Raw genomic sequence first — 23,780 nt, 5'->3', positions numbered from 1 at the left:
TATTTAATTAAAGACTAAAAAACTACTATTAGAAATGAAGGTTCAACGCAAAAAAGAATCAAATTATGTCTATGACAGACGTTCCTTAACCACTGATTACAGACATTTACCCAACTTGTTAAAAAGTGGTCTCAAAGTGTTGGATATTGGATGTGCCACCGGATCTATAACACATGGAATTTCTGAGTATGTTGGTCCTACTGGAAAAGTTACTGGTATTGATAACACAGGACATATGATTGAAGAAGCCCAACAGAAGTATTCCGATGTACAAAACTTAGAATTTATACATTGTGATTTACTTGAGTTTAATCCTGATGAGAAATTTGATCTAATTGTTGGTGCTAGAGTATTGCAATGGATTAGTAACCCTTTCAATGCGGTATTGAAGATAAAAGAGTTATTAAAACCAGGCGGACAAGTATCTATTTTAGATTATAATCATAATCGTCTAGAATGGGTTCCACAACCACCTTTATCCATGTTACATTTTTATCAATCATTTTTAAAATGGAGAGCCGAAGCAGGGTTAAATAATGCCATCGGTTCCGAATTACCTATTCTGTTTAAAAATGCGGGGTTCAACAATATTGAAGTCATTTCTTCAAATGAAAATTACAATAGACAACACCCACAATTTGAGCAAAAAGTAAAGATATGGTCAGAAGTCGCCGAACTAGAACAATTGGTAAAAGAAGGATACATTGTAGAAAGAAATCGCTTACAAGCTATTGCTGAGTATAATCCTTGGGTAGAAGAAAAAGCAATTTCAATGACTATGTTTTTAAATGAAGTAAGAGCTACGTTATAGATTTATCTATAAAAAAACAGCCTTGGTAAACTTCCAAGGCTGTTCCATACATCTTTTTTAAACTATCATCATCTCAACAAAGCATTTTCGATACGGGCAAAAAATTATCGAAACTAAAAATCGTTTTTGGGTATGTTTTAATCACTATTAATTGAACTACACTATAGTATACTCCGATTTCTACTGATCATTTTTTACCAGACTGTTATAAACTTTCATAATTCGGTTTTTTAGAATTTTTTTTTACCACTCAAAAAATATTTTTTACTAAACCTGATATAATTGTTATGCGTTTATCTAATTGTAACAACATTAAAGCAGACAAAAGAAATTACACATCATCAGTTTAAACAATTACATTAAAACAAAGCATTTTTAATACGAGCAGAAAAAGTCGACCTTTTGGATCGACTTTTTTTATATGTTGAATTATGTAAATCAATATTTTATACTAGGAATTTGAATCGTTGAAAATCTACCAATCTCATTCTGTTTTTTACCAATCAAAACGTGGGAAACTATGCATCTTTGTGACACCAATAAATAATACATACACACAAGTTTTCTAAGATCAGAACAAATATTATAGTCAATCAATTAAAAAAGGGCACTTGGTAGAGTGCCCTTTTGGTAGAAAGTAACTAGCATAAAAAAGAGGCTTTCGCCTCTTAAATGTCTTTTTAAGATTCTTGTTTGTTTAAAAAATTATCTTTTAAGTATATTATCACATTCAAAGTTACCACAGTTGTAAATGCAAACAGTAATGCTTCTTTCATATTGGTCGTATTGTTAATTATATTACTTGTTTTGTTTATTAAAAGTATTATACACACTTAATATCACGACTGCAATATATGGCCGCAAACATAATTACACAAGCAATAGTTCACATTTATTTAACATAGGCGTAATATTCATCTAAAAATACAATATTTAAAGTGTATTTTGTACTTTTCTTATAAAAAAACCTGAAACAGTAGAAAATTCACTGTTTCAGGTTCCGACTTCTTCTGGATTAGTAGTTTAAGGTAATTCCTTTCACTTTAAGTGTACTACCGATTCCACCTTTAAAACTTGCTCCTTCTGCACTTGAAGCAAACACCATAATAATATGTGTTGGAGAGGCTGTTATATCTTCATAGAAACCATGTTCTGGCATTTCTTTATTACTACTCGATGGCATCATATACGATTCTAAATCTTGATGCTGTCCATACAATAGCGGTAGATCTAAAGTAGTAAAGTCAGGCATATCGCTAGAGGATCTGTACCAGCCCGTTGCTAATCGGTATCTTTTTTCGTTTTCCCCTTCACCTTCTCTCACTTGTAAGATGACATAGATATCACATTGGTCGATGACATTATCTCCATAGGTTTCTGGATTGTATTGTACATCAGTAGTAAATCCAATAGGCCTATCTGTAAAAGGAATACCAAAATCAGTGGTAATATTTATAGGTCCACTTCCTTGAATATCACCCACAAATAGCGAACCTGCAGCAATGACACCTACAGCAGTTTTTGTCTCCAACACTGCGTAGTCTGCCTGCTCCATTGATGGGTAAGGCAATACCGTTTGAGGGTACGTCTTGAAAGTTAAATCTGCAGCTCCTTTATCACCAGATCTCCAAGGAGAACCCATATTCTCTCCCGGTAAATAGAAACGGTTTTTTTCAATGGATGCACTCCCTTCCCAAAACCAAGTAGTAAAATCAGAATACTCTACTTGTTCTCCAGGTTCAGGGTCCACATTATTCTCTTTTGTCACCTCCAAAAACCACTGATCATCTTCATTAAAAGTGAAAGTGACTGTACTTGTAAAATCTTGTAATGAGTAGGGATCTGGGCTTACCGATGCCGTACTAGGTGTATAATCAAACAATGTAATACCAAGATTGGATAAATCACTTTCCTTTGGCATTATCACTCTTACTGTTTTGCTTCCTGCAATTACAGTTGAAGAGATCATCCCTTCTATCTCTACAGAATCAATCACTACGGGTTCAGCAGTCTTTACTACGTTAACTTCCCAATCGTAATCTTGATACGTTGAAATGGTAAACTTTACTGGCACAGTAAAATCCACAACTTCATAGGGGTCTGGTGTTACGATTGCATCTTCTGTATATGCTACGCTATCCACTTTCAAGTTAGCGAGATCCATATCAGAAGACACTTGTATTTGTACTCTTCTTTCTTCTGGTGAAATGACTGAAGCACCGATTTGCCCTTCAATAGTGAAGTAAGTAAACTCACCTACGATATATGGATAAGGGATATCATTTTTGATACATGCTGATACTATAATCAAACATGTCAAAAGCATTAATTTTTTAAAATTTTTCATGTGATTATAGATAAAAAGATAAACCAATATTTAATGAGAAAATGTCGATATCAAAATTGGCTTTACTTGTTCTTCTAGAGCCTTCTTCTACTTGATTTTCTGTCTGTTGTATCCATTTATTGGTAAACCCAAGTACACCTATCGATACTTCTAATGCTACCATATCGTTGATAAATGCCACCATACCTGGAGCTACTCCAATATTAAATTCATTGGTAGTAGAATATACTCCGACAGTTTCTTGTGGTGTACTTCCTGCTACTGTTTCTTTAGACTGTCCGTAGCCATAAGAAACTCTCACTTCGTTGAATAATCCGAAACGGTTACTTTTACCTAAACTCAGATAATTTCTAATAAAGAAAGTAGAGTAAAATGTATGGGAAATTTGGTGAGCTCCATTAATTGAAAATGAAAGATCATCGTCTAAAATGATATCCATTTGGTCCATATCCATTCCGCTTCTTTTGTAAGTGAAACGGCCACCAATAGCGAAGTTATCTTTTAAGAAATAGGCGAAAAACGGACTTGCTTGGAAATTAAAACCTCGACTGTCCCAGTTTTCCATAATAAGAAATTGGTAATTGGAATTATCATGCTGAGAATACTGAAAGGTTGACCCTACTAACCATTGTCCTTGTGGAACAAATGTTCGGTTTTCAATTCCTCTATTAAAAAGGTCTTTCCTTTTCACTTTTTCCTCCTCAATATTTTGGGATACTACTAGGCTACTAGAAAACAAGATTAAGATAATAGTAATCAATCGCTTTTTTGTGCTTTGCATATTGATGTTAGATTAGATTTATTTAGTTTATTCGTGTCTATTGAGCAATCGTTAACAACTCAATATTTTTGATCTAAGGTGAAATACAAAATAAAAAGAGGTTTCGAACATCCATGATTGGACCCTATGGGTAATGTTCAAAATCTCTATTTTTCAATAAAAATGGATATATGGTTTTATTTTAGCTCGGTAATATATCCAGTTAAGTTCTTTATTTATTATTCGGTATTGCTGTTACAAAAATAGAAAGAGAATTTTTATCAAATCGCTAATAAAAGTTATTGAGTATAAAAACAAAGAAGATCCAACTAAATGAATAGTGGATCTTCTACTTACTGCGAACATAGATACATGATGTGATTATGACTTCACTAATTCTATATTTTCCATTTCTTTCTCCTCTTTTGCCTTCGCTTTCAGGTCTTTGATCTTCTGTTTATGATTGGCTTTTACTTCTTTCCATTCTTTACCTCTCACACAGTATTCGTAATCTACTCCCTTCATCGTATTTCTTGCCTGAGTCCATGGTAGTGGGGTCACAATAATAAACCATGGGTTGGCAACAACACCAATTGTAGCTGCACCTACTGCAAAGGTCTGTGAGGTCCTCGATTTTTTATGCCTTTTTGTATTGTAGTAAATAAGGTCCTCTTCTTTCATGTCTTGAATCTCCGCATACTCCTTCATAAAGTCTGCCGTCTTATCGTAAGTTTCTAAAGATTCGTAACGTACATATTCAATGTCACTCTTCTTCACTTCAAACTTCTCCTTGTCTCGGATATAGAAAAAGCTGTCTTCCGTAGCATACTTCTTTCCTTTCTTCCATTCCGATTTAGTGATAGACACTACTTCTCCCGATTGTAAATGTATATTGATATTATCTGCTTCTGTAGGTATTGAAATAGCAGAAATAATAGACTGTGTTATAATAGCAATTGGCATAACCTCTGATTTATTTGTTTTATATCTAACTATATTAATTGTTTGCAAGAAAATATTTTTTTATATATTTAATAGGTAAAAAATGGGATAAAAAAGGTCAAAAAGCACAAATTTTATGGATGTATTTCGTTTTAAGATGAGTGGGAAAGAAATTTCAACTACAACTTATCAGCAATTACTTCAAAAGCTTGGTGGTGGTTCTTGGAATGGCTCCGAGTTTCATTATCAGCAAGGTCAATATTACTTACATTCCTATTTATATAAAGACATCGGTCAGTTTGATTTACTTATCAATGAAACTTGCCTTCCTTTTGACATTATCGTAGAGGAAGAAGAAATAGAAGATCCTTATCTTATTTTTAGAGCAACGCACCAACAATTAACGTTTAACTCCGATAAAAAAGTGGTGATCGTAACTCAAAATAAAGCCAATGGTCTAATGCTCTTCAATAACTTTTCTAAGCAACATATATTAGTGCCTAAAGATACTCCCTTCCATATCTTGTCCTTACGTATTGATTATGATGCACTGAGATCTTTTCTTAGAAAGAAGATCGATATTTTTGATCAGCTATTTTTGGTGAGAAAGCATATTATGTACTATGAATTGATGACGCCCGAAATGGAGGAGCAAATTCATAAGATCTTTGAGGCACAACAGCAGGAATTGGGTAAAGCCGGTTTTACTTATGGACACTCGTTTCTCTTATTTACCTATTTTATAAATGAGTTAATTCTCAAGCATTCTGGTAATCGATACAAAAAAGTGCATCCTTCAGACAGTTACCTGATGTTACAAATAAGAGATTATCTAATGGAAAATATTTCAGAACCTGTAGGTACAGAAGAGTTATGTAGAAAATTTGGTGTGAGTGCTCAAACCTTAAGAAATCATTTTAAGACTACCTTTGGGTATCCACCTTATCAGTTTCTTATGAAACACCGGTTTTTACTTGCCAAAAGAATGTTACTGGATCCCAAAAATAGTATGACCGATATTGCTGTCGCAACAGGTTTTGCTAATGCGAATCACTTTTCCAAAGCCTTCAAAAAAGAGTATAATAAATCTCCTAAATACTTTAGAAAATAGATTTAATAGGAACAGATAAATTTATGCTAACTCTAGTTCTTCTACAGGAAGAAACCCTTTTATCTTAAGCAGATCCGTTATTTCTAAAAGTTCTTTTTTGATTCTATTGACATCATATTCTTTCAAATCAATTTGCTTAATTTGAAACGTTACTCCTGCAAATTCAAGATCTAAGTTTAAATGCTTAAACTCAGTTTTGAAGGCATTCAATTCCTTTGTATCTAAAGGATAGATGTGAGAAGCATATATCATAAATTGAATCCCTTTGGTATTTTCCTCCACTATGATATTGTACCCATTGCATTCTCCTTTCAACAGGATCTCAGAAAAAGAGAAGCTTGAATCTTTATTTAGCTCAAAGAAATTAAACCCTATGGATTTCAAATCATTTACAATAGGGATATTAAACAGTTGAAATCGTAGCCGATGTATATAGTACCACTGAAAGTAAACAACTAAGAAAATAAATACAGAGAAGAATACTCCGATTGAAAAGCAGAAAAGTGTGTTCCAAAGTAGCGTAGTGATATCATCATCTTTGAAATCAAAGAATAGATAAAAAAACTCACTTACGAGAAAGCCGACAGTCAAACAAGTCATAAAGAAGTATTTCAACTTATGTCGGTTCAATGCCAAAAAGGTCATTTCAAATTCCATAGCAATACAGGTGTTAGTTCTTTTTCAATTTACCGTTTTAGGCAAAAAAATAAGTTGAAGAATGATTCAGATAGGAGGAATAAATGATCATTACTTGGGATAATTGTTATATTCTACTAAGTTTCCTTTCTAAATACTATGCTATATCTTTACCTACTCAATAGAAATAATAAGAATGAATCACGAACAAACAGAACAATCCTTTGAAAAGGAATTACAATTGTCGCTTTTCAATAGTATCAAAGAAAAAGACCTTTCACTATTAGAAAAGACTATTGCTACCATAGAAGAAAATGATACCGCTCCTTTTTGGGCCAAGCAGTTTAGTGATCTTATCCATCGTTTAATGAAGAATGTTAACTTCCAACAAACGCAGGAAGTGGAATCTTTTTGGATGGATGTTATGCGTTCATTTATAGATGCTGTACCAAGATAAAGAGATACCGAAAAAGTCAGAATTACCCCTCTATGTTCCCTTAATAATCCATTACTATTACAATTCACCCTCCTTATTTGTACTATCCTCCCCTCTGCTCCCAAGTCAAATGCAGTAGCTTTGTTATATCAAATGATCTTAATATTAAACTTTTATCCGACTATGATTAAATCCCAGTAGTAGTATTAATATGCTTATTTATCACCTCTATCACAGTTGTTTAATTTGGAGGTTCCTATTGTTGAATATTTCAAGTATACATCATCCCGATTTTGAGAAGATATAATTGGAAGATAATGGTCAATGTATTCTATACGACGCATATTCCAGTAGTTAATAGATAAGCACTATTAGTTTGCATACAGGGAACTCTAGACAGGATGATACCTATGGTATTGTCGAAAAAAGTAATAAGATCTGAATGATTACATAAGGAGATATTAAAGAGAAATAATTGAATAAAGTAAATGTAGAGCACAAAGATTCTTTATCTCTAGCAACGGCAAAATTATCACCAACTTAAATCACGGCATTAAGTGCGTGTGTGACCACTTAACTATAGACGGATACATTTCAAATTTAGGAATAAATAGAAATGTAGTTGTGTGACTATCTTTTTGACATAAAAAAACCTTCTTTTCTTAAAGAAGGTTTTTTTTATTTCTTTGGTATATAAGTATTAATTGAAGGGAGCTTCTCCTCTTTGTTCTTTAATATAGGTGGACGGTGTTACACCAAACTGTTCTTGGAAACACTTTCTAAAATATTTAAGATCATTGAAACCTACTTCATAAGTAACTTGTTTAATATTCAACTCTCCTTCGATTAATAATTCTGCGGCTTTCTCCATCTTAATCTTACGAATAAACTTATTCACTGATAAATTGGATACTCCTTTGAATTTTCTATACAATTGTGTTCTACTAAAACCCAGATCTGATGCAAATGCATCAACATCATAATCTTCATTCGTCACATTTTCTAGAATAATTTCTCTAGACTTTTTTAATAATGGATGTTCAACTACCTCTGGAGTAGCAGTCACTGTATCTTCATCCTGATCAGCACCCTTAGGTACTTCTACATATTGAGCATATTTTTCGATCAGTTTTTTTCTAGTTGATAATAGTTTCTCTACTCTCACAAGTAGATGTTCCGGATTGATAGGTTTTGGTATGTATGAATCTGCTCCTACTTTAAGCCCTTTCAATCGGTCTTCATTTTCGGATAATACAGTGGTTAAAATTACAGGAATATGATCTGTTCTTTCATCTTTCTTGATCTTATCACAAAAAGTGAATCCATCCATCTCAGGCATCATCACATCTGATATGATAATGTTAGGGATAGTTTCAATTGCTTTTTCAAAACCTTCTTCTCCATTGTTAGCTTCAATCACTGTAAATTCTGGAGAAAGTACAGACTTAATAAATGTTCTAATATCAGGGTTGTCATCAACTACTAAAGCTATATTTTCCTGAGCATCCATCTCATCGTTATTGACTTTTATGTCTTCTATTAATGAGATTAATTTCTCCTCTTCATAAATACTGATTGTATCTCTACTACTATAATCCTTAATGGCTTTCTCAGATTCTTGATAGATATCCAATGCAGGAATCAATAAAGTAAATGTTGCACCTTCACCTTCCAAATTGTTTTGAACAAGCAGATCACCTTTATGTAATTGAGCTAATCTTTTCGAATAGTTTAAGCCAATTCCTGTTGAATACGATCTTCCTTTGTCCCCGTAGTATCTTTCAAAAATTTTATCGATAACATCTTCTTGTATCCCCTTTCCTTGATCCATCACTTTAATACTGATTAGATCACCCGTTTTATCGATCTCAACCGTTACTTTTTTTCCACTTGGTGTATATTTAAAGGCATTAGATAGGAGATTGAAGATAATATCTTCCACTATTTCTTTGTCATAGAAGCATTCAAAATCACCGATATTGTTATCTACTTCAAAACCAATATTTCGTCGTTGTGCTTCATAAATAAAGGCATTTTGAATCTGTTGAATAAAGGCATTGAAATTGGCTTTTTCTACATTAATATCTATTTCTGTTTGGTCAGATTTCCCTAGGTTAATCACTCTATTCACCAGTTTCAATAAACGATCAGCGTTGTTATACATCAAGATATGTTGCTCAAAAAATGGATCATTTTCCTTTTTCTGACGAATAATATTGGCCAGTGGGCCAAGGATCAAAGTAAGAGGAGTTTTAAACTCATGTGATATGTTCACATATAGCTTCATTTTCAATTCATCCAATTGCGATTGTTGCTGAAGTTCCAACTGATCCAATTGTAATTGATGTAAGTGGTGTGCTTTTATCAACTTCCTTTGAGTAAAGAAGTAGATACCTAATATGGTCACCAAGATATAGATGACAAATGCAATAGGATGTCGCCAAAATGGAACATCAATCATTACATTTAGTTGTAAATATTTACTAGACCATACGCCTTCTACATTCGTAGATTTAATTTGTATCGTATAACTCCCAGAGGGTAATTCATTAAATTCTAAATAGTTTACTCCTTTTGGAAGAATTGACCAATGCTCATTATGTTCCAATAATCGATACGCATACAAGACATTCTCTGAGTGTTCCAATGCCAAGTTGGAAAAATCAAAAGCCAGAGAATTTTTGTCATATGGCAGCTCAATATTCGCATGATCACTTAAACGTCCAGAGATAAATTCGTTGTGATGATAGGCCACTTTTTCTCCACCTAAATAGACGGCTGTTATCGTTGGAACCGTAATATTTTGCTTTGTTACAATCTTCTCTGGTAAGAATACATCAATCCCTTGAGTACCTCCAAAATACAAATTCCCTTGGGTATCTTTGGTTACCGCTCTGTCAAAATAATCATGATTTTTCAGTCCATCATTTGATGTGAAGATCTGATAATTTTTATCTTCTATAGAAGTATTTATTCTGATAAGCCCTTGAGAAGTACCTAACCATAAGAACCCTTTTTTGTCTTCTATAATCGATTCTATACTATAGAAAGAATGGTCATTTTTAAAGAACTGATGAAAATTTTCACCATCAAAAGCAGATAGCCCATCATCCGCACCAATCCAAAGAATGTTATTCTCACTTTTATATAGGTTGACACTGAAGTTACTTGAGATCCCTTCTTTTACGGTATAGTTTTTAAGATCTGTAATGTCATTTCCTGAACTATTTACCGCTTTAAAAATACCAGCACCACCAGTAGCGACCCAAATCTCATTTTTGTCGACAAGAATAGAATGGATTGCTTTATTCCTACAAAAACTTCCTCCTTTAAAAGTCAATGTATCAAAGGTTTTTTGTAGTGAGCGATACTTGAAAATATCACCAGTATAAGTACCAAAAAGAACATTTCCCTTGTCATCTCCACTGATCGCAGTAATCAGCTGATATCTCTTCTTTTTAATAAGGTTAGGAATATATTCAATAGTATCAATCGTTCCGTTTGTAAGATCAATATGCTCAATATTAAACCTATAAACGCCCTTCTTTCCTCGTATTGAGAACCATATATTATTAAACTTATCGAGGTATAATGCATTTAATGACGCATTATCCAAAATCTCATTTTTTAAGGAAATGATTTTCTCACTATCTCCATAAAATACACCTTTCAACCACTCATGGAAAAAAATACGATCACCTCCTAAAGAAATAAGATGGGATACAGCTACATTAAAATCATTCAGAGGATTTTCCTTTTGCGTAATTAATGGTGTCGTTTTAGAAAGTAGGAATAATCCTTTTCTCCTTGCACCTACCCAAATGGCATTTTCATTGGTTTCAAAACTACAGGTCACAGGCATGGATAATTTTTCTCCATTAACAGCAAACGATGCTATATTTTGAGTATAAATATCTACCTGCTTTAAACCATTTTCAGTACTGAGATTTAAAGTCTTTGCATCTTTTGATAGGGAGAACTGAAAAGTAGAATAGTCGAAGAGTTTTATTACTTCAATACGATTTTTGACTCTCGTTAATTTATAGGTTCCTTTTCTATCTCCTACCCAAATCTGACCTATTGGATCCTGATAAATTGATAGTACATAATCCGTAATTTCCTTTTCTAAAATACGTTGAAAATGTTGTGAGCTGTCAGTTTTCATTAACACCCCGTTTCTAGTACCTATTAAGGTAAATTTCTCCGAAGAACATAATACCGAAGTAACAGTGTTAGTAGAAAAGTCTTTTTCAGACCTATTGTCAAAAACTTTTTGCTGATTGTTTTTGGGGTTGATACGAACCAAACCATAATTTTGTGTACCTACCCAAACAAAATTATTTTGTGCATCAATTGTGATAGACAATGAGTAATCTGTGATAAAATTGCCATTAGTTTCACTCCAGTTCTCATAACTGTAATCCTCTAAATTGATCTTATAAATACCATTATGATTTGTTGAAACCCATAGAAAGTTTTTTGCTACTTTTAGATCATTTATTTTTAAAGCTAAAAATTTATCATTCAACTGTCTAAATGACAATAGACTATTCCCATCATAACGGTATAATCCTTTCCATGAAGCCACCCACAAAAAACCTGTTTCATCCTGAACAATTTCATTGATAGTGGAAAAAGGTGAATTGGTTACTTGTTGAATTTGGTCGTATGTATTTTCTTTTACGGCAAAAAGCTGAAAGCTTACGGTAATTAGAATCAGAAATATAAGTTGTTTCATCGCTGGATTGCTAGTAGTATCACAATTAGTTACCTAAGTTAAGAATTAAAAAGGTGTTTTTGTAATAAAGAAACCTATTAATTTCTTGCTGAAGTAATAATCGATCTGTGAAAAATTAGACAAAAAGCCAAGGTATTTATAATAGGTACCTCAGCTTTAAGTATTTATTTAGACTGTATTTTTTTCTTCTGATAAAGGTTGATATTATCATCAATAAATAGAGTAGAAGGGTGATTGTAAAATTCTACAAAGTTTTCAAAAAAGATATCCCCTTTAATGGGAACCCAATATCCTTTTGTGATGGAGTTGTTTCTCCATGTAAGAGCAAATGTGATTTGTGAAGCCACAGGATCATTTATGATTGGCTTTAATATCATGTCTGTATAATATTTCGGGTTATCACATCTCTGAATTCCCTTTCTAAAGCCAAATTCTGTAAGAGCAGCAATTTTATTATGTTCGTTGGCAAACTCTACTGTTTTACGAATTGCAGCAATAAAATCATCAGGAAACTCATTCGTCTCCCCATAGAAATCAGTACCACAAATATCAACATACTCATCACCAGGGTAACGTTCATCGTACTCGCCTTTTGATGGAGAATAAGCATATAGGAAGTTGTGTACTTTTTTCTTCTTAAGATAATCGACAGTATATCTCCAAGCTGCTTTGTATTCTTCTGGAGTACATGAACTTGATCCCCACCAGAACCAATCTCCAGTATTTTCATGTAAAGGTCTAAAAATGATAGGTACCGCTACATTATGAGCAAATAATACGATTTCATCCAACCATTTTTTATACTGCTTGTTGGCCTTACCACCTGGCATAATTTCTTTAACAGGACTTCCCTTCAAGTCATAAGATTTACCTCCTGTAACTGGGTTGCTTGTATGCCAACTTACAGTAATCACTCCCCCTCTTTGATAAGCCTTTTTGATTCTTTCTTCATACTTATGAAAGTTTTTGTCTCCAAAATCATAACTAAACAACATGGGGTAAGTACCTAACCCTGAGTACACATCCGATTTATTCTTAACATCTTTATGGTCCACCCATTGTTCAGGATAACAACCTGACAATTCTGTAAAATGATGACCAAACATAAATCTATTATCTTTTAAAACCTTTAAGTTTTTGTATAGGTTCTTTGTCTCAGCAGTTGCTTTTTTGTCAACCTGAGCTTTTGCATTAAATGTTATAAAAAATGTTGCAACTACTAAAAGTGTTGAGATAAATTTCAAAAAATTAGTCATCATCTATATTGCTTTATTAAGTTCAAACATCATATCTGTAAATACTATTTTCTTAAGATCCTCAGAATCCTCATTCATCACTATCTTAAAATGCTGTTTTCCTTTTTTTAGAATCAGCTTGTTTTTGGCGGATTTTTGATTCTCCTCAAATTGAAATTTATACTCTTTATTATCTAAAGTAAGAATAAAAACAAATGCTTTATCCACTTTCTTTCTATTCACAGATAACGTAAGTGTATATTCACCTGCTTTATCAACCATTACATCATAACTCAATTCTCCGTTACCATTCTTTGGGAATTTTACTGCATGTGCTTGGTTTTCAAAACCTATTGTCTTGGTTGTTAAAACGGCAAAAACCTTTGTCTTTTTCTTTTTAGAATTAGGATACCCAACAAACCCAAGTTTCTCCTCGAAAGAATCTTTTTCATCCAATACTGAGTTAAACCATTCTTCTAAACTTTCCTTCATTGAAGCTGCGATTTCTGGATAATCACTTATAATATTCGTTCTCTCTAAAAGGTCATTTTTATGATCAATCAATACCATATTATTGACAGGCTCTGGAGAGTTTTTCACCTTCACTGGATTCATAATTAGTTTGAAATCATCAGAAATCATTGTCAACCTTTGGTCCTCAAAAACATAACTATTCTTTTCTCCTTTTGAATAGGGAGCAAACTGATTTTTGTTCTCTCTCTCAGGATACCAATTAGCAAAAACTACTTCTTTGGGAGCCACTTTCTTTTCTTCTCCAATAAAACATCCTTCAATATTTCTACCATCAATTGGAAGATTATCTTTTGGTAACTCAGTGTTTGTTAAAGCTAATAAAGTTGGATAGATATCAGTAATTGAACACATCAAATCTACACTCTCTGGTTCATATACCCCCTTATATTTTACGTAAAGGGGGGATTTTATACCATTTTTCCAGTTCCTAGCTTTGTTTCCAAGGTACTCGTGATTATTTCTCAGTGCCCATTCTTCATCGGATTCACCATGACGAATTGGTCCATTGTCTGACATAAAAAACACAATTGTCTCTTTATCCAAACCAGAAGTTTCCAAGTACTTTAATAGTCTTCCTATTTGTTGGTCGGCAAATTCCTGCATGGCAAGTAGCGTAGCGAACTTCTTTGTCCTACCCTCTTTCATGTATTTCTGAACAAGCTGATCGGGTGCAGCCCAATGTCCATGTGTACTCAAAGAAGACACATAAGCAAGGAAAGGTTGTTCTTTATTCTCCTCCATAAATTCGATGGCCATATCTACTATTTGTTCATCAGACCATTTTTCGAATTTCACTCCTTTACCATTTAAATAACCGTGGCTAGGGAAATGGTTGTATAACTTTGAATAGTAAGCCTCATCGAAACCTCTCTGCCAAGGCCAATATCCTTCCGCTTTTCCAGAATGCCATTTTCCCCACATACCTGTTTTGTAGCCGTTATCTCTTAGTAGTTCTGCAAAAGTTGTTTCTTTAAGACTTAAATAATCGTTTCCTCCATGCATACCGGTTACTCCTGTTCTCCAAAAATCCCTGCCTGTCAATAAACTTGCTCTTGTCGGAGCACATACATTGGCCACATAGAAATTATTGAACTTTACAGAAGTCTTTGCCAGTTGATCTATGTTTGGTGTTTTCGATACCGTATTTCCATTACCTGAAAGATCATCAAAACCCATATCATCCATCTGAATGATAAGAATATTAGGTTTATCTGTTTTCTTCTTTTTCTTTTTTGGATGTGCCATTAATATTCCTCCTAAGAGAAATGTAAAAAGTAACATCCAGAAATTTATATTAATATTTTTCATTGTTATTGTGCTTTTTGGTTTTCGTAAATCGAAGGTTTGAGATAATATATTGGCTCCTCACCCTTCGCTTCTTTCTTTTTGATATATTTCTCCCATTGTTTTAACCTACCTTTAGACTCACTACCCACTGGTACAGATCTTGGTGCCAAAGGATTATCTGAGGTATTTACTACTCCTTTTGGTAATGCTGCTTTCCATCCCTTTTTTAAAGCTATTGAAAGCTCTTCCACATTCTTTGTGTATTTATTATCTGCTACAACATTTCGATCTTCAATATCTCTTATCTTATGATCGTACAATTCTGCACCAATAAATTTTTTATTTTCATTGTCCCACCATTCAGTATATCTAAACTGATCCGTTCGAATAGAATACCCCTCAATGCTTGCTAAAGTTCCCCTAGGGAATTGACTAAACACTGCTTTCTTCCATTGTTTTTTGGGGTTGTCTAACACTGGTTTCATAGAGGTTCCTTCTAAATATGTTGGAATTTCTTCTTCAACACCACTTAAATCAATTAGCGTTGGGTAAATATCGACTGCCTCTACCAATGCCTTCGTTTTTACACCTGTTTTCTTAAGATTTGGATCCATGATGATCATTGGAATTCTTGTTGCATTCTCAAAGTTTGTTGTTTTCCCCCACATGCCTTGATCTCCCAAATGCCATCCATGATCACCAATTAAGACTATAGTTGTATTATTTAGAACGTCCAGTTCCTCCAACTTCTTGTAAAGTTTACCAATCTGTGCATCAATAAAACTTACACATGCAAAATAACCATGTCGTAACTCTTTAGATCGAGCATCAGAATACATCACACCTTCTTGATATTTCTCTCCAACATATTTACTAAGAGAATAATGTGTTGTCGTTAATTCTTTTAATTCCTCTGGTGTATTTTCTGGAAGTGAACGATTTGGAGCTAACGGGATAGCTTCTCTTTCGTACAAATCCCAATACTTCTTCGGTGCATTAAAAGGTAGATGAGGTTTGTAGAACCCTACAGAAATACAGAAAGGTTTACCTGAAGTCGTTGCTCGATCTAAAGTAGCCATTGCTTCAACAACAGCTTCACCATCTTGATAGTTTTCATCTTCTACATCAATGGCTTCCACAGCAGGCCCTTTTAATTTACTCTTTGTCTTTTGATTCTTTTTAAAACTTGCGTTTTCAGGATCAGCATACTTATTCAACTTACTACTGAATCTCTTTTCAGTAAGAGGTCGATCATACTTACCATGATGTACTTTGCCAATATTTCGTGTATAATACCCTTTACTGTAAAAATAGCTAGAGATCGTTTTATGAGTTGATAGAAACTCTTCAACAAAGTACTTGCTGTAAGGATAATCTACACCTGTAACATCAGGTCTTACTCCTGTTAAGAAGCTTGCTCTCGATGCAGAACAAACTGCTTGGTTGACGTATGCGTTTTCAAATAAAACACCACCTTCAGCTAATTTATCAATGTTAGGAGTAACCATATAGTCATTCCCATAACAGTTTAATTCGGGGCGAAGATCGTCTACGATAATAAATAGAATGTTCTTTTTTTCTTGTTTTTGAGCCAAAACAGAAGAACTTATACTTAATACGAGTAGACAAAAAATCTTAGTTAATTTCATTGTTTTCATACTAATTAGGTTGTTTTCCAAATTCACCGAAAGTATGGGGGAAAGTTGTAATCACTTGTTTCATATATCCCTTTAATTCTTTCATTTTTGATTGATACTCTGACTGTGAAGCTAAATTTATTTGCTCCTTTGGATCATTATTCAGATCATACAACTGATCATCATCATAATATCCAGGGAACATTGCTTGAGCACCATACCTATCCTCTTCCTGCTTACCTTCAATGGTAAATTCATTTCTATTTTTTGTTGTCACTTTAGCTTGAATCTCTTTAGGGAATCTAGTGGCTAAATATTCGTAGTCTTTGGTAATTATTGCTCTTTGATACACTACTTCAGAATAGATAAATTTTCTAGATAATGTATCTCCATCTACTAAAGTAGGCAAAAGATTAATACCATCTACATGATATCCTTTAGGAATGGAAATATTTAATGCTGAAAGTATCGTGGGTACAAAATCAATTTGTGACGTTAATTCATTCACTTCCTTTCCTCCTTTAATTTTTGCAGGCCATGAGATGGCTGCAGGCACTTTTGCTGCAGAAGTATAACAAGTCATTTTTCCTGTAACACCATGATCGCTAGCAAAAATAATGATCGTATTTTCAGTTAAACCAAGTTCATCCAATTTTTTATACAATGCTCCCACACCTTCATCTAGCCACTTAATCACTGCATAATCAATCGGATAACCTTCTGCTAAAGTTCTTTCAATAAGATCTTTTCTTAAAGGCATGTATTTTCCATCGATTGGAGCATTTAATAAGCCATTTGGTGTAATCCTAGAATCTGCCTCCATAGAATGGTAAGGACTTGGAACATGTGGTATTGTTGTATTGAACGATAAGAAAAATGGTTCATCTTTATGTTCTTCGATAAATTCTAAACCGCCCTGAGTAATCCATTCTTGGTTATGCTCCTGAACATTTTTAGGTAAGGCCAATGCGTGGAGATTATTACCATACACATTCATTACATCTTCAAACCCTGCCGCTTTTTTGATATAATCGACTTGCCTAGCATACAACTCTTTCAAATGTTGTTGGACCTTAGGGGTATTGTAATCAGCATGCAAATTCATGTCTTCGTAACGTTCTTCTGTTGTCGGCTGTCCATTGTGCCACTTCCCTACAAAACCAGTGGCATAGCCATTCTCTTTTAATAAATGAGCAATTGTTTTTTCAGAACCTTCCAATTCAAGGTCTCCATTCCAGCGAATAAATATCGGATCATCAGTGGGAAACTCTTTTAAATAACTCTTACATCTTGACGCATATCGTCCTGTTAACTGACCGTATCTAGATGGAGTACATACAGGTGCTGATACATAATTATAATTCAATTTTGCTCCTGTATGCACAATCCTATCCATATTGGGAGTAGGCATATCACAACCAAATGCACTCATCTGATTCAGCTCCATGTCATCGACATAAATCATTATGACATTGGGTTTAGTTCCTTGAGCAGTATTGTCTTTTTTGATCGATGTACAACTCGCTATTAAAAACAACGAGAAGATATAAGTAAAAATTTTCATCATTCGCCTAGTATTCATTTCCTTTAAAAAATCCTTATCACAATATTAGAAAAGCATAGCAATACATTGGGGGGAAGATTTTTTCAAAACAAGGGGAAATGTGTATCAAAGCATCAATAACCCATTAAAACGTAGTCTTATTGACTTTAAATGAAGAGAAGATTGACGCCAAAATACTATAGAAAGAAGTACAATCAATCGCATCAAAAATGAGATGAAAACCAATTCTTAAAAAGTCACCAATTCGAATAGAAAAGCACTAAAGCAATGCTATCAAATACTAGAAAATCTTGTGTTTTAGTACAAATGGTGCGATTGTCACTTCTATTTTCTACAAAACTCCCCCTAAGGTCAGGACGGTTCGATCTAACTTTACCCACATGAAAAAGAAAATGAATATTACTATTTTATCATGCTTTTTAATTTTACTAACTAGTACTATTATCAGAGCATCTGAACTTCCAACAGAAACAGTCAACTCTCCTAATATTGTTATCATTCAAATGGATGATATTGGGTTTGATGATTTTTCAATTAATGGAAATACGATTTCGCAAACACCAAACATTGATCGTTTGGCAGAATCGTCTATTCAATTCGATAACTTTTATGTACCCAATGTCTGTTCCCCTACTAGGGCTAGTCTACTTACTGGTAGAGACTTTTGGAGAACAGGAGTAACAGGGATGCATGGAGGTAACGATTATCTTCATAAAGATGAAGTAACTTTTGCGGAAGTACTCCAACAAAATGGATATGCTACTGGCATGTGGGGAAAGTGGCATTCAGGGAAATCTGAAGGGTACTGGCCTTGGCAAAGAGGGTTTGATGAAGCATTTTATGCTAAATTGTATCATCACTACCCAAGCAATGGCTACCTAAATGGAGAAAAAGTATCTTATGAAGACAAATGGTCTGATGCTCAAATTGTAGATATGGCTATTGATTTTATGGAAGCGAAGAGTGATCAACCTTTCTTGGCTTATGTTTCTTCCTTAAGTGTACATGGTGATTGGGAAGCACCTGAAGAATATATCGCTAAATACAGAAACCAAGTTGAAACAGAAGATTTTGCTACGTTATTAGCTATGCAGGAATATGCCGATGAGCAAATTGGGCGATTACTCGATTATATTGACAATTCGGATTTTTCAGAAAATACTATCGTCTTTTTTATGTCTGACAATGGACCTATCAGAAAAGGTGAAAGTGATGCGGAATGGGATTTAAGAAACAACCACCAATTTATTGGTTCCAAATCTAAAAACTGGAAGAATGGTATCAAATCTCCGCTGTACGTTAAATGTAAAGGGAAATATACTCCTCAACATATTGAGAAAATGTGTTCTATCAATGATATTTTTCCTACTGTATTAGAGCTAACAAATACCGAAAATCCAATAGAAAACCCTGCTATCAATGGACGTAGTTTTAAATTGGCGTTGGATGGTAAAGAAGAAGAATTAGAAAGTCATCCTATCGTTTTGGCACAATGGTACCCTGTTAGGGAGGAAGAAAATCAATTTGCTCCTTATAAAGAAAACGAGAAGGATGAATATCTCTTTGAAGATCAAAAGTTAGCATTAATCAGAGATGATTATAAATTAATGCTTAATCCAAGTACTGAAGATAACGCCCCAATAGCTATCGATAATGTCGTATTGATTGATTGTAAGAATGACTTATTGGAAAGAGAAAATATTGCTTCAGAACACCCAGAGCTTGTTTCGGAAATGATGCAAGACTTAGAACTCTGGTTTGAAGGTATAATCTCAGCACCTCACTCGTTTATAAGAAAAGAAGTATACATTGGAGCATCAGAAACGATGGATGAAGTTCCTGCTTACCTTGTTTATGATGGTACTGGTATAATAAACAACTCCCATTCTTTAGACCTAGAAGCCGATCAAGATGTGAAGCTTATCTATAAACTCAATGTTAAAAGTAGCGGGAAGTATTTACTACAACTCAACACAAAAAGCGGTATAAATCAAACTGTAGATTTTGATGTTAAGTTTGGAAATAACAATTATCAACTGACCCTATCAACCAATCAAAACAATGGAAGTACTTCTATTATACTTCCACAAGATGAAAGTCTGCTCCTGGAAATTAGTAGTCAATCAAAATTAGAAGAAATGCTAACGCTTAATAGCTTAACTTTTACTTTTGAAGAATCTTCTGAGCCTATCAATACGACTTACGAACCTATTGATGAAAATGCATCTAATGAGACTAAATACTTATATCAAAATCTTTTAGAATACAGAAACCAACGAGTGATTTTCGGACATCATTTTACAGAAATGTTAGGAGCGAGTGATGCATCATGGAGTGATGACGGTTCCTCTGAAAAATCTGATGTAAAGGCTTTGGTGGGAGATTTCCCTGGTGTTTACGGTTATGATTTGGGAGGGCATTTCAGAAAATATGATGATTTTATCACTGCAGCCCACCTAGCATATCAACGCGGGGGTATCATTACAGTTAGCTGGCATGCAATGAATATGGCTACAGAGGGAACAACTTATGATCTTACAGGTAATCCTGTTCAAGAAATTTTAAACAGAGGCACTGCTTATAACACATATATTAGTCATTTAGATAGTGTGGCTTCCATTTTTAAGATAATTGATGCCCCTATTATTTTCAGACCTTTGCATGAAAATAATGGTGGGTGGTTCTGGTGGGGAGCTGATACTTGTACTCCCGAAGAATATGTAGAATTATGGAAGTTAACTGTCGACTATTTAAAAGAAACAAAAGGAATTCATCATCTTTTGTTTGCCTACTCTCCATCTAAAGGTGAGTTCGATAATCGATACCCTGGGGATGATTATGTGGACATTATTGGTACAGATATGTATGGCAAAACTGCAGATTATCCTGACAATTTTTTAGAAGCTGTAAAAAGAACCGTCAATTTTGCGAATACCCATTATAAAATTCCTGCACTTACAGAATTTGGCTACTCTGAGGGTATTTTCAACAGCGACAACACAAAATGGTATACAGAGAATATCATCAATAACTTGATGCAAGATGAGGTTGCTTCTCAAATTACGTATGCCCTTACTTGGGCCAATAGATCTGAAACGTCGTATTGGGTTCCTATCAATAATGACAAATACACGGATGACTTTATCAATTTCTATAATTCTCTTCTTACAGTGTTTAATGAAGATCTTGTTGACATCTATAAAAACCCAAATAAGATGGAGAACAGATATGAGGCTGAATTAGATTTAAATATCCCCACTGAAGTAGATGATGAAGCCAGTGAAGGCTTGTTCTCATTATTACAAACAGATGACCTATTAGAATGGAATAGTATTGTGATGCCTAAAGAGGCAACATTCCATGCTAACATTAGTTACATGAATACTTCAGAAGAGAATCAATATCTTTCCATTTTTTCGAATCAGAATTTTATGGAAACCGTTACTTTATCTCCTACAAATATTTGGACAGAAGTACCTATTTCTATTCAATTAAAAAAGACAGAAAATATTGTTAATCTTTTGGCTGAAAGTGACAATATTAAGATCGATTACATTGAAATTGGAGAAGAAGTCAAAACTGATAATGATGTAACATCTACTGCTCCTAACATCAAACAAGAGATCAAATTATATCCTAATCCATTTGAAAATAGAATTTCTGTTAGAGGCCTTCGATCAACATATGTTGAATTTACATTATTGGATAACCACGGAAAGATTGTATATCAAAAAGACTGTACTTTACAGCAGCAAGAAATTACTTTATTTATTCCTAGTACTTTACCTTCAGGCATATACTTTTACAAAGTAACCGATCAGGATGTAATGCATTATGGAAAAGCCATCAAAAAATAGTTTCAGCTTTCTGTTGTAAATAATATTCAGATCAATGATATCGTTTACTTCATTAGGAATGCAACTATTCAGCAAACATATTTTTTTGTATATAAAATGTACTATCGGTTAGTTTTTATATCAAGAAAAAGTCAATTTTTTATTATATTGTTTTATTATTTTTTTAAGATGAAAATTTCAGACCACTTCCTATTACTAAGCTTGATATTCTTAGGTAGTTGCTCCAAGATAACCTCAAAACAGGAGACTACTCAGGAACGTCCTAATATTATATATATTTTCAGTGATGACCATTCTACAAAAGCGATTAGTGCCTATCAGAATGGAGTTTTGGCTAAACAATTCCCTGATCTTACCCCAAACATTGACCGATTGGCCAAAGAGGGAATGATCATGAACAATACTTTTTGTACTAATGCTATTTGTGGACCTTCAAGAGCGGCTATTCTTACCGGAAAGTTCTCTCATGTTAATGGGTTTTATAAGAATGAAAGCGGTGGTGATTTTGATGGAAGTCAACAAACCTTTCCAAAGCTTTTGCAGAAGGAAGGTTACCAGACAGCAGTAGTGGGTAAATGGCACTTGGGTACAGCTCCTACCGGATTTGATTATTCTAAAGTGATGATCAATCATGGCGGACAAGGCACTTATTTTAATACTGTTTTTTTAGAAAATGGAACAGATACGTTGAAGGAAGAAAGATTTCACTCTTCAAGACAAGTTTGGGAAGATGCCCATGCTTGGTTAGACCAAAAGAGAGACAAGAAAAAGCCTTTTATGCTGATGTATCAGTTTAAGGCACCACATAGACCTTGGGAACCAGACCCTGAATTTGCTGATCTATTTAAGGACATAGAAATTGCTGAACCTGCCACTTTCAATGATACTTACGAAGGGAGATTAGCTGCCGCAGATACTTGGCAAACCATTGAACGTAATCTAAATAGACAAGATTTGAAGGTGCATCCAGAAAACCCTGAGAACTTGACAAAAGCAGAATTAAAGAAATGGTATTCAGAAGGTAATAATAACGATGTAGTATGGGCTCCAAATAATGAAGTAAAGATGGAAGGCCAACAACTAAAAAAATGGAAATACCAACGTTATATTAAAGACTACCTAAGATGTGTTAAGGGAGTTGATCATTACATTGGTGAATTACTTAAATATCTGGATGACAATGGTCTTGCAGAAAATACCATTGTGATCTATTCATCAGACCAAGGTTTCTATTTAGGGGAACATGGATGGTTCGATAAAAGGATGATGTACGAAGAGTCGTTAAGAATGCCCTTCATCGTTAGATATCCAAACCATATTCAACCTGGTTCTGTATCACAAAAGTTATCAATGAATATTGATGTTGCCCCTACTCTATTGGCCTATGCTGGTGCTGAAATTCCAAAGGATATTCAAGGAAAATCCATCAAACCAATTCTAGAAGGTGAACCTGTAAATGATTGGAGAGATGCTGTGTACTATCACTATTATGAATTCCCTTGGTGGCATCATGTTCAACCCCACTATGGAGTCAGAACTGAAAAATATAAACTGATCAACTTCTACTACAATCCAGAAAAGAAGAAAGGTGAGCTTCAAAACAATTGGGAATTATTTGACTTAGAAAAAGACCCTAACGAATTGACAAACCTTTATGGAAAAGAAGGTTACGAAGAAATCACTGCTCAGTTAAAAGAAAGGTTAACCGCATTACAAAAGGAATACAACGAAGATACTCCTGAAGAAATGATGCGAAAAACTGATGTTAGAATAAAGAGAGTTTACGAAACTCCTACAAAATAATTATGATGTGGATTGTATCCGGATAAACAGGATACAATCCACATATTTATTTCAGGGTGGTTATTAAAAAGCGAGAAAATCA

The 23,780-nt window shown here is 34.0% G+C and carries 14 protein-coding genes; 5 read left to right on the top strand and 9 right to left on the bottom strand.

The window, feature by feature from the left end:
• Positions 1 to 34 precede the first annotated feature (34 nt).
• Complete coding sequence (locus QL232_RS02610; protein ID WP_281612952.1) at positions 35 to 811, top strand: methyltransferase domain-containing protein; 777 nt, start codon at positions 35 to 37, stop codon at positions 809 to 811.
• A gap of 1,015 nt (positions 812 to 1,826) precedes the next feature.
• Here the strand turns inward: QL232_RS02610 and QL232_RS02605 are convergent.
• The 3 genes from QL232_RS02605 to QL232_RS02595 all read right to left on the bottom strand — a co-directional run bounded on the left by QL232_RS02605 (position 1,827) and on the right by QL232_RS02595 (position 4,881).
• Positions 1,827 to 3,158: a PCMD domain-containing protein gene (locus QL232_RS02605; protein WP_281612951.1), complete on the bottom strand. Its 1,332-nt coding sequence runs from the start codon at positions 3,156 to 3,158 to the stop codon at positions 1,827 to 1,829.
• 4 nt (positions 3,159 to 3,162) lie between these two features.
• A complete protein-coding gene (locus tag QL232_RS02600) occupies positions 3,163 to 3,939 on the bottom strand; it encodes a hypothetical protein (RefSeq protein ID WP_168882428.1) in 777 nt (258 codons plus the stop codon).
• 360 nt (positions 3,940 to 4,299) lie between these two features.
• A complete protein-coding gene (locus QL232_RS02595; protein ID WP_281612950.1) occupies positions 4,300 to 4,881 on the bottom strand; it encodes a hypothetical protein in 582 nt (193 codons plus the stop codon).
• Positions 4,882 to 5,017: 136 nt separating this feature from the next.
• On the opposite strand from QL232_RS02595, the gene QL232_RS02590 reads away from it, so the two are divergent.
• On the top strand, positions 5,018 to 5,971 hold the full coding sequence (locus tag QL232_RS02590; RefSeq protein WP_281612949.1) for an AraC family transcriptional regulator: 954 nt from the start codon (positions 5,018 to 5,020) through the stop codon (positions 5,969 to 5,971).
• Between the two features lie 21 nt (positions 5,972 to 5,992).
• Here QL232_RS02590 and QL232_RS02585 read toward each other — a convergent pair whose 3' ends face one another.
• A complete protein-coding gene (locus tag QL232_RS02585; protein WP_281612948.1) occupies positions 5,993 to 6,628 on the bottom strand; it encodes a hypothetical protein in 636 nt (211 codons plus the stop codon).
• A gap of 175 nt (positions 6,629 to 6,803) precedes the next feature.
• Between QL232_RS02585 and QL232_RS02580 the strand changes: the two genes are divergently transcribed.
• Complete coding sequence (locus QL232_RS02580; protein ID WP_168882424.1) at positions 6,804 to 7,064, top strand: hypothetical protein; 261 nt, start codon at positions 6,804 to 6,806, stop codon at positions 7,062 to 7,064.
• 679 nt (positions 7,065 to 7,743) lie between these two features.
• Here the strand turns inward: QL232_RS02580 and QL232_RS02575 are convergent.
• The 5 genes from QL232_RS02575 to QL232_RS02555 all read right to left on the bottom strand — a co-directional run bounded on the left by QL232_RS02575 (position 7,744) and on the right by QL232_RS02555 (position 18,041).
• Positions 7,744 to 11,781 (bottom strand): hybrid sensor histidine kinase/response regulator transcription factor, encoded by a 4,038-nt coding sequence (locus tag QL232_RS02575; protein ID WP_281612947.1) that lies wholly within the window; start codon positions 11,779 to 11,781, stop codon positions 7,744 to 7,746.
• Positions 11,782 to 11,945: 164 nt separating this feature from the next.
• Positions 11,946 to 13,040, bottom strand: a complete 1,095-nt coding sequence (locus tag QL232_RS02570; RefSeq protein ID WP_281612946.1) for a glycosyl hydrolase — start codon at positions 13,038 to 13,040, stop codon at positions 11,946 to 11,948.
• Positions 13,041 to 14,858, bottom strand: coding sequence for a sulfatase-like hydrolase/transferase (locus tag QL232_RS02565; RefSeq protein WP_281612945.1), 1,818 nt, complete (start codon positions 14,856 to 14,858; stop codon positions 13,041 to 13,043).
• Between the two features lie 2 nt (positions 14,859 to 14,860).
• Complete coding sequence (locus QL232_RS02560; protein ID WP_281612944.1) at positions 14,861 to 16,495, bottom strand: sulfatase; 1,635 nt, start codon at positions 16,493 to 16,495, stop codon at positions 14,861 to 14,863.
• A gap of 1 nt (position 16,496) precedes the next feature.
• On the bottom strand, positions 16,497 to 18,041 hold the full coding sequence (locus QL232_RS02555) for a sulfatase-like hydrolase/transferase (RefSeq protein ID WP_281612943.1): 1,545 nt from the start codon (positions 18,039 to 18,041) through the stop codon (positions 16,497 to 16,499).
• Positions 18,042 to 18,418: 377 nt separating this feature from the next.
• Between QL232_RS02555 and QL232_RS02550 the strand changes: the two genes are divergently transcribed.
• Entirely contained in the window at positions 18,419 to 21,895 is a 3,477-nt protein-coding gene (locus QL232_RS02550) for a sulfatase-like hydrolase/transferase (RefSeq protein ID WP_281612942.1), read from the top strand.
• A 168-nt stretch (positions 21,896 to 22,063) separates the two neighbouring features.
• Positions 22,064 to 23,698 (top strand): sulfatase, encoded by a 1,635-nt coding sequence (locus tag QL232_RS02545; protein ID WP_281612941.1) that lies wholly within the window; start codon positions 22,064 to 22,066, stop codon positions 23,696 to 23,698.
• Positions 23,699 to 23,780 lie beyond the last annotated feature (82 nt).

The sequence above is a fragment of the Flammeovirga sp. SubArs3 genome (assembly GCF_947387565.1).
Taxonomy (GTDB): domain Bacteria; phylum Bacteroidota; class Bacteroidia; order Cytophagales; family Flammeovirgaceae; genus Flammeovirga; species Flammeovirga agarivorans.
This window is presented reverse-complemented; position numbering and strand designations above follow the sequence as displayed.

Bases quoted from the DNA above. Each gene is read 5' to 3' on its own strand.
- QL232_RS02610 (WP_281612952.1), top strand. From the start codon at position 35: ATGAAGGTTCAACGCAAAAAAGAATCAAATTATGTCTATGACAGACGT.
- QL232_RS02605 (WP_281612951.1), bottom strand. From the start codon at position 3,158: ATGAAAAATTTTAAAAAATTAATGCTTTTGACATGTTTGATTATAGTA.
- QL232_RS02600 (WP_168882428.1), bottom strand. From the start codon at position 3,939: ATGCAAAGCACAAAAAAGCGATTGATTACTATTATCTTAATCTTGTTT.
- QL232_RS02595 (WP_281612950.1), bottom strand. From the start codon at position 4,881: ATGCCAATTGCTATTATAACACAGTCTATTATTTCTGCTATTTCAATA.
- QL232_RS02590 (WP_281612949.1), top strand. From the start codon at position 5,018: ATGAGTGGGAAAGAAATTTCAACTACAACTTATCAGCAATTACTTCAA.
- QL232_RS02585 (WP_281612948.1), bottom strand. From the start codon at position 6,628: ATGGAATTTGAAATGACCTTTTTGGCATTGAACCGACATAAGTTGAAA.
- QL232_RS02580 (WP_168882424.1), top strand. From the start codon at position 6,804: ATGAATCACGAACAAACAGAACAATCCTTTGAAAAGGAATTACAATTG.
- QL232_RS02575 (WP_281612947.1), bottom strand. From the start codon at position 11,781: ATGAAACAACTTATATTTCTGATTCTAATTACCGTAAGCTTTCAGCTT.
- QL232_RS02570 (WP_281612946.1), bottom strand. From the start codon at position 13,040: ATGATGACTAATTTTTTGAAATTTATCTCAACACTTTTAGTAGTTGCA.
- QL232_RS02565 (WP_281612945.1), bottom strand. From the start codon at position 14,858: ATGAAAAATATTAATATAAATTTCTGGATGTTACTTTTTACATTTCTC.
- QL232_RS02560 (WP_281612944.1), bottom strand. From the start codon at position 16,495: ATGAAAACAATGAAATTAACTAAGATTTTTTGTCTACTCGTATTAAGT.
- QL232_RS02555 (WP_281612943.1), bottom strand. From the start codon at position 18,041: ATGATGAAAATTTTTACTTATATCTTCTCGTTGTTTTTAATAGCGAGT.
- QL232_RS02550 (WP_281612942.1), top strand. From the start codon at position 18,419: ATGAAAAAGAAAATGAATATTACTATTTTATCATGCTTTTTAATTTTA.
- QL232_RS02545 (WP_281612941.1), top strand. From the start codon at position 22,064: ATGAAAATTTCAGACCACTTCCTATTACTAAGCTTGATATTCTTAGGT.